General features: G+C 63.2%; 6 protein-coding genes and 1 pseudogene. 1 reads left to right on the top strand and 6 read right to left on the bottom strand.

Translation table 11 applies throughout. The annotated features are described in order from the left end of the window. The 5 genes and pseudogenes from E7681_RS06485 to E7681_RS06465 form a co-directional block, all read right to left on the bottom strand. Positions 1-151: pseudogene (locus E7681_RS06485) on the bottom strand (electron transfer flavoprotein subunit beta/FixA family protein); the annotation flags it as partial. A gap of 361 nt (positions 152-512) precedes the next feature. Then, entirely contained in the window at positions 513-1,085 is a 573-nt protein-coding gene (locus E7681_RS06480; protein WP_136338444.1) for a cob(I)yrinic acid a,c-diamide adenosyltransferase, read from the bottom strand. 2 nt (positions 1,086-1,087) lie between these two features. Then, positions 1,088-1,288 (bottom strand): twin transmembrane helix small protein, encoded by a 201-nt coding sequence (locus tag E7681_RS06475; protein ID WP_136338443.1) that lies wholly within the window; start codon positions 1,286-1,288, stop codon positions 1,088-1,090. A 76-nt stretch (positions 1,289-1,364) separates the two neighbouring features. Next, a complete protein-coding gene (locus tag E7681_RS06470) occupies positions 1,365-2,195 on the bottom strand; it encodes an SDR family NAD(P)-dependent oxidoreductase (protein ID WP_136338442.1) in 831 nt (276 codons plus the stop codon). Positions 2,196-2,262: 67 nt separating this feature from the next. Continuing rightward, on the bottom strand, positions 2,263-2,835 hold the full coding sequence (locus tag E7681_RS06465) for an SH3 domain-containing protein (RefSeq protein ID WP_168733165.1): 573 nt from the start codon (positions 2,833-2,835) through the stop codon (positions 2,263-2,265). A gap of 220 nt (positions 2,836-3,055) precedes the next feature. Between E7681_RS06465 and E7681_RS06460 the strand changes: the two genes are divergently transcribed. Then, positions 3,056-5,398, top strand: a complete 2,343-nt coding sequence (locus tag E7681_RS06460) for a DNA topoisomerase IV subunit A (protein WP_136338440.1) — start codon at positions 3,056-3,058, stop codon at positions 5,396-5,398. Positions 5,399-5,480: 82 nt separating this feature from the next. Here the strand turns inward: E7681_RS06460 and E7681_RS06455 are convergent, their stop codons facing one another. Next, the gene (locus tag E7681_RS06455; protein WP_136338439.1) at positions 5,481-6,842 is read right to left on the bottom strand and encodes a cytochrome P450; all 1,362 of its coding nucleotides are present in this window, start codon (positions 6,840-6,842) and stop codon (positions 5,481-5,483) included. Positions 6,843-6,887 lie beyond the last annotated feature (45 nt).

Genomic DNA, 6,887 nt, shown 5'->3' with positions numbered 1-6,887 from the left:
CCTTCAGCCGGATCGCCTCTTCGACCGCAATCTCGTCGAACGGGTTCATCGACATCTTCACATTCGCGAGATCAACTCCGCTACCGTCCGCCTTAACGCGAACCTTCACGTTGTAGTCAATCACACGTTTGACCGGTACTAGGACCTTCATCAGCGTGGTCTCCCTTCAAATGACCGGGGGCCGCGAAACGACTCCCTCAGAAAAGCTCAGCGCGTTGATATAATCTTGCGCGCCCGTGAAACAGGGCAAAATCGTCACTTTGGCGTCTTAGGACGCCGCGTTTCTTGATTGTTGCCCCGGGAATGCTCCCGTGTGAGGGGTGGTTCGCATCTGTATTGACTTCTGTCCAGCGGAATTTACGCTAGGGAATGGTGCGCGAGACAGGCTTGCGGAATGCGAATTTCGCCCTGTGGAAATGACAATATATTTACGTAAATATATTGCCAGTAAATTCCACGAAATCGCAGGCCGGCCGAGTATTCGTCACGGCCTGCGTCATGCTGCCACAGGCTTAGCGATTGGCGCCAGGCACCCAAAGGACATCGGCCAGACCGTTGTCGTTGGCCACGCGCGCGGCAACGAACATCCAGTCGCTGAGGCGGTTGAGGTATTTCACGGCAGCCGGGTTCACGGTTTCGATCTGCGCCAGTTCAACGGACAGTCGCTCGGCCCGGCGCGAGACGGTCCGGCACAGGTGCAGATGCGTCGCCAGCGGCGATCCGCCCGGCAGGATGAAACTGCGCAGCGGGGTCAGCGTCTTGTTCATCGCATCGATTTCGGCCTCCAGCCGGTCGACCTGCGATTGGACGATCCGCAGCGGCGGATATTCGGCCTCGGCGTCCTTTTCCATCTCGGGGCGGCACAGATCGGCGCCCAGATCGAACAGGTCGTTCTGAATCCGCTCCAACGCGGCATCCATTTCTCCGTCGGCGTGCAGACGGGCCAAGCCCAGCGTTGCGTTCGTCTCGTCCACCGTGCCGTAGGCGTTCACGCGGGCCGAGTTCTTGGCGACGCGGTCGCCGTTCCCAAGCGCGGTGTCGCCCTTGTCGCCGGTGCGGGTGTAGATCTTGTTCAGGACAACCATGATCAGCCTTTCCGGATCCAGACAAAGCCCAGGATCAGGACGATGGCGATGAATTGCGCGACGATGCGCATCCGCATGATCCGGTTTGCGTGTTTGCGGTTGAATTCGCCGCCCTTGGCAAAGCCGCCAATGCCGGTCAGCAGGATGCCGACGACGATCAGGCAGGCGATGGCGACGACGTAGAACAGGGGATCGTCTTTCATTCTGAACGGTCCTTATTGATGAGTTGCGCCTGATGTAGTGTGTCCGCGCCCAAAAGCGAACCCGCGATTTGTCGCGTCAACCGCGCGACAGGATCGCATCCAGCGCGCGGGTGGGCAGGATACGGCGCAGCGTTCCCATGATGTAGGTCGGCGTGGTGACGTAGTAGCGCGGCGCGGGATTGGCGCTGTTCAGGATTTTCAGCAGCTTCGCCGTGACGGCCGAGGCCGGCAGCTCGAACGTATCCTTGCCTTCCTTCTTGGCATAGAGGCGCTGGCGCAGGCTGGTCCGGTATTGCCCGGCCCGGGGGGAGTTTTCCCAGTCGATCCATTTCTCGAAATGCGGGACAGAGTTGGCCCGGATACGCGATGTCACGGGACCGGGTTCCAACAGGACGACCTTGATGTTGGTGTCGCGCATCTCGATCCGCAGGGTGTCGGTCAGTCCCTCCAGCGCGAATTTGGTGCTGTTGTAGGCGGCGCGCCACGGGGCGACGACCAAGCCCAGAATGGACGAGCAGTTGATGATGTGCCCGTGTCCTTGTGCGCGCATCACCGGAATGACCAGACGGGTCAGGTCGTGGACGCCGAACAGGTTCACTTCGAAAATCTCGCGCAGGGCGCCGCGTGGCAAATCCTCGGCGGCGCCCGGGCAGGCATGGGCGCCGTTGTTGTATAGCGCGTCCAGCGTGCCGCCGGTTTGCTCCAGCACCCAGGCCAGGGCGTCGCGAAGGCTACCCTCGTCGGCATAGTCCAGGCGAATGCTTTCCAGCCCTTCGGATTGCAGGCGCTCGACGTCCTTTTGCTGGCGACAGGTGGCAAAGACGCGCCAGCCAGCTCGTTTCAGCCCATGCGCGGCGTCATAGCCAATGCCCGAGGAACACCCGGTGATCAGGATGGATTTGCTCATGTTTTGACGGTTCCCTGCGCTGTTGGCGCAAGGGCTAGGGCAAATCTGCGAGTGATGCAATCGGGGCTTAACCCTGCGCGGGTTCCAGCAGCTTTGCCGCCATCCAACCGACGCGTCCGGTCTCCTCGACCTTCAGCTTGACCCAGCCGTTGCCGGGCTCTTGCAGGATCAGAACCTTGGTTCCGCGGGTCAGGCGGGCCACCACGTTATAGCCGGTCGACGGGCCGTTGCGCATGTTGACGCGCGCACCCGTGACTTGCCGGACATCGGGGGCCGGTTTTTCGTCGATATTGGCGATGGTGGGGTCGTCTTGTTCGGCCTCGGTCTGCGCGGGTTCCGGGGCCGGGCGGCTGGTCGCCTCAGGCGGAGCCGCTGCTTGCACGATCGGAGCCGCGCTTTGCGCGTTCGCTGCACCCAGCGAGGCAGGCTCGAACGAGGCGCGCGTCACCTTCGCTTCGGTCACGGCCGTGGTCTGTGGGGCATCCGTCTGCGCCGCGACGGTCTGCGGGGCCGATTGTGCCGCCTGTGCCGCCGCCATTTCTCGTTTCTGCTCCAGTTGCCGGGCGAAATCCTTGCCGCCGCTGGCCTCGTAAAATGCCCATCCGAGGAAAACGAATGTCAGAAAAATAAAGCGCAACATAGCGCGTCCCCCTATACACAACATCTTAAAAATCCCCGTGATTTTAACACGAAAGACACTGTTTTCTTATGGGGAAACCCGCACTCGCGTTCCCCGGTCGGTCACAACACTGTGTCCAAATGGTTGACGCCGTGGGGCCACAATTGTTCTCCGGGCACAGAATTCAGTCGCATGGCGCCTGCGCCTTGCCGTGCCAGATTTTGGGCGGTACACAGCATGTATGAGCGATCTGCTGGACGACCCCAACATGAACCCCACCGAAATTGCCGAGCCGCTGCGCCGGGCAATCGGTGAACGCTATCTGACCTACGCGCTAAGCACGATCATGCACCGTGCCCTGCCGGATGCTCGGGACGGGCTGAAGCCGGTGCACCGGCGAATCCTTTACGCGATGAGAGAGCTGCGACTCAGTTCCTCGGGCGGGTTCCGCAAGTCCGCCAAGATCAGCGGCGACGTGATGGGTAACTATCACCCGCATGGCGATGCCGCGATCTATGACGCGATGGCGCGTCTGGCGCAGGATTTCAACGTCCGTTACCCGTTGGTCGACGGGCAGGGGAACTTCGGCAATATCGACGGCGATAACCCGGCTGCCTCGCGTTATACCGAAGCGCGCATGACCGCTGCCGCTGAGGCGCTGCTCGAAGGGCTGAACGAGGACGCGGTCGATTTCCGCGAAAACTACGACGGCACCCTGACCGAACCCGTGGTGCTGCCGGCGGCGTTTCCGAACCTGCTGGCCAATGGCGCGGCGGGTATCGCGGTGGGCATGGCGACGAACATCCCGCCCCACAACATCGAAGAGCTGTGCAATGCCTGCCTGCATCTGATCAAGGCCCCCGACGCGCGCGACGACACGCTGCTGCAATACGTGCCGGGCCCGGATTTCCCGACCGGCGGTGTGCTGGTCGAACCGAAAGAAAGCATCGCCGAGTCCTATCGCACCGGGCGCGGATCTTTCCGTCTGCGCGCCAAGTGGGAGGTCGAGGATCTGGGCCGCGGCACCTGGCAGATCGTGGTCACCGAGATCCCGTATCAGGTCCAGAAATCCAAGCTGATCGAGAAACTGGCCGAGGTCATCCAGACCAAGAAGGTTCCGATCCTGGCCGATGTGCGCGACGAATCCGCCGATGACATCCGCGTCATTCTGGAGCCCAAGTCCAAGAACGTGGACCCGCAGGTGCTGATGGGCACGCTGTTCCGCAACTCGGATCTTGAGGTGCGCTTCAGCCTGAACATGAACGTGCTGATCGACGGCGTGACGCCCAAGGTCTGCTCGCTCAAGGAAGTGCTTCGCGCGTTTCTGGACCACCGGCGCGAGGTGCTGCTGCGACGCTCGCGGCACCGGATGGACAAGATCGACCACCGGTTGGAGGTGCTCGAAGGGTTCATCATCGCCTTCCTGAATCTGGATCGCGTGATCGACATCATCCGCTATGACGACGATCCCAAGGCCGCGCTGATGGCCGAAGATTGGAGCCTGAAACGCGTCCGTGCGACCTCGGAGAAAGATTATGCCTCTCCGCTGCCCAGCACTGGCGAGGGCGAGCTGACCGAGGTGCAGGCCGAAGCGATCCTGAACATGCGCCTGCGCAGCCTGCGCCGCCTGGAAGAGATCGAGCTGATCCGCGAACGCGACGCCCTGATGGAAGAACGCGCGGCGCTGGAGGATCTGCTGGCCTCGGACAGCGTGCAATGGGCGCGTATTTCCGAAGAGCTGCGCGAGACCCGCAAGAAATTCGGCCGGGACTACGAGGGCGGCGCGCGTCGCACCCAGTTCGCCGAGGCGACCGAGGTCGAAGAAGTGCCGCTGGAAGCGATGATCGAGCGTGAGCCGATCACCGTTGTCTGTTCGCAGATGGGTTGGATTCGGGCCATGACCGGCCATATCGACCTGACGCGCGAGCTGAAGTTCAAGGACGGCGACGGGCCGCGCTTCACCTTCCACGCCGAAACCACCGACAAGCTGCTGATTTTCGCCACCAACGGGCGGTTCTATACGGTGCAGGCCAGCAACCTGCCCGGCGGGCGCGGCATGGGCGAACCTCTGCGCCTGATGGTCGATCTGCCCAACGAGGCCGAGATCATCGAGATCCTGATCCACAAGCCCGGCCAGAAATTGCTGGTCGCTTCGTCCGAGGGCAACGGCTTCATGGTCGCCGAGGAGGATATCCTGGCCCAGACCCGCACCGGCAAGCAGGTGCTGAACGTCGGCGATGGGGTGAAGGCGCAACTGGTGCGTCCGATCGCGGGCGATCACGTGGCCATCGTCAGCCAGAACGGCAAATTCCTGGTGTTCCCGGTCGAGGAACTGCCGGAAATGACCCGTGGCAAGGGCGTGCGCCTGCAGAAGTACAACATGGCGCGCGGGCGTCAGGGCATGCTGGAGCTGGATGGCGGCCTGTCCGACATCACCACCTTTACCTGGGCGGATGGCTTGAGCTGGGAAATGGGCGGCGGCAAGACCCGCCACGAGCCTGATCTGACCGAATGGCTGGGCAAGCGCGCCTCGGTCGGGAAGAAAGCGCCTTACGGGTTCCCGCGCAGCTTCAAGTTCACTTGATTGGCAAAGAGGGGGCGTTGCCCCCTCGGCCTGCGGCCTCACCCCCAGAGTATTTCGGTCAGAAAGAAGCCAGGGGCTGTGCTTAGGGTTGGACGGGCTCTGCCTGCAGCCAGACGCCGCCTTCGGGGCGCAGGGTCAGGATCATCACGGGATTGGGGTTGCGTCCCGGTACCGGGGTGAAGCGGAAGCGCGCGAGCAGGGTGGCGAGAATGATCACGGCCTCTTGCAGGGCGAAGCTGGCGCCGATGCAGATGCGGGGGCCGTCGCCGAAGGGCAGGTAGGTGTAGCGCGCGATGGCCTTGCGGTCGACGAAGCGCCGCGGGTCGAAGCGGTCGGGGTCGGGCCAGAGCAGGTGGTTTCGGTGCAGCGCGTAGATCGGCAGGATCACGGTGTCGCCGGTTCGGACCTCTCGCCCGCAGAGCATGTCTGGCTTTTTGGCTGTGCGAGAGACGAGGGCGGCTGGCGGGTAGAGGCGCAGGGCCTCGTCTATGATCATGCGGATGAACGGGAGGTTTGGCAGGTCATCGGCCGTGGCGGGTGCGCCGTAGGGCAGGGCGGCCTGTGCTTCGGCGCGGGCGGCGTCCTGTATCTGGGGATCGAAGGCGCAGAGGTAGAGCGCCCAGGAGAGCGTCAGGGCGGTGGTTTCGTGGCCCGCGACGATGAAGGCCAGCAGGTTATCCCGCAACTCAGCCGTGTTCATGCTGCGATGGGTTTCCGGGTCTTCCCCGGCCAGCAGCAGATCCAGCAGGTCGGGGACCGTGCCTGAAGGTCTGGAATTGCGCGAGGTGACGGCGTGGTCGGCCATCTGTTTCATCCGGGCGACGGCCTTGCCCGCAAACAGGCGGTTGGGGCGCGGGAACCATTCCGGGGCGCCGATCATGTCCAGCAGGCTGACGCGACCGGCCTCGGCGATATAAGCGTCGATGGCGTGGTGCACGGCGGTGCGGTCAAAGCCTTCGTCGCCTGAAAAGGTGACGTCGCTGATCACCTCGAACGTGGCCTGGACCATCTCTTCGTGCACGTTCACCGCGCGTTTGCCAGCAGCCACGATGCGTGCGGCGGACCGTTCGGCGGCGGCTGTCATGATCGGGCCGAGGTTGGTGACATTGCGATGCGAGAACGCCGGGGCCGCCGTGCGCCGCTGCCAACGCCAATGCGCGCCCTCGGCGACGAACAGGGATTCGCCGATCGCGGGGCGCAGCAAGTTCTTTGTCACGTCGGATTTGGGATAGTCGTCCAGCTTTTCCAGCAGGATGCGGCGCAGGGCCTCGGGGTCCATGACCATGTGCCAGCGTTTGCCGGTCTTGCCGGACACCATCGGCTGACGGGTGGCGATGTCGGGGATGATCGACAGCACGTTGCGGCGCGCAGCGGACAGGCTGGCCCACAGGCCCATCGGCTGGGTGACGAGCGGGACGCGGACGGGCAGGGCGGTCTGAGACATGGGATACCTTGGCTGCTAAGTGGAATATAGGGGCGCGGCCCGGTT

The organism is Thalassobius vesicularis, from assembly GCF_004799325.1.
Taxonomy (GTDB): Bacteria; Pseudomonadota; Alphaproteobacteria; order Rhodobacterales; family Rhodobacteraceae; genus Thalassobius; species Thalassobius vesicularis.
The sequence above is the reverse complement of the archived record's forward strand: the minus strand, read 5'-3'. Positions and strand labels throughout refer to the sequence as shown.

Excerpts from the sequence above, each read along its gene's own strand:
- E7681_RS06460 (WP_136338440.1), top strand. The coding sequence starts at position 3,056 with ATGAGCGATCTGCTGGACGACCCCAACATGAACCCCACCGAAATTGCC.
- E7681_RS06480 (WP_136338444.1), bottom strand. The coding sequence starts at position 1,085 with ATGGTTGTCCTGAACAAGATCTACACCCGCACCGGCGACAAGGGCGAC.
- E7681_RS06470 (WP_136338442.1), bottom strand. The coding sequence starts at position 2,195 with ATGAGCAAATCCATCCTGATCACCGGGTGTTCCTCGGGCATTGGCTAT.
- E7681_RS06455 (WP_136338439.1), bottom strand. The coding sequence starts at position 6,842 with ATGTCTCAGACCGCCCTGCCCGTCCGCGTCCCGCTCGTCACCCAGCCG.
- E7681_RS06465 (WP_168733165.1), bottom strand. The coding sequence starts at position 2,835 with ATGTTGCGCTTTATTTTTCTGACATTCGTTTTCCTCGGATGGGCATTT.
- E7681_RS06475 (WP_136338443.1), bottom strand. The coding sequence starts at position 1,288 with ATGAAAGACGATCCCCTGTTCTACGTCGTCGCCATCGCCTGCCTGATC.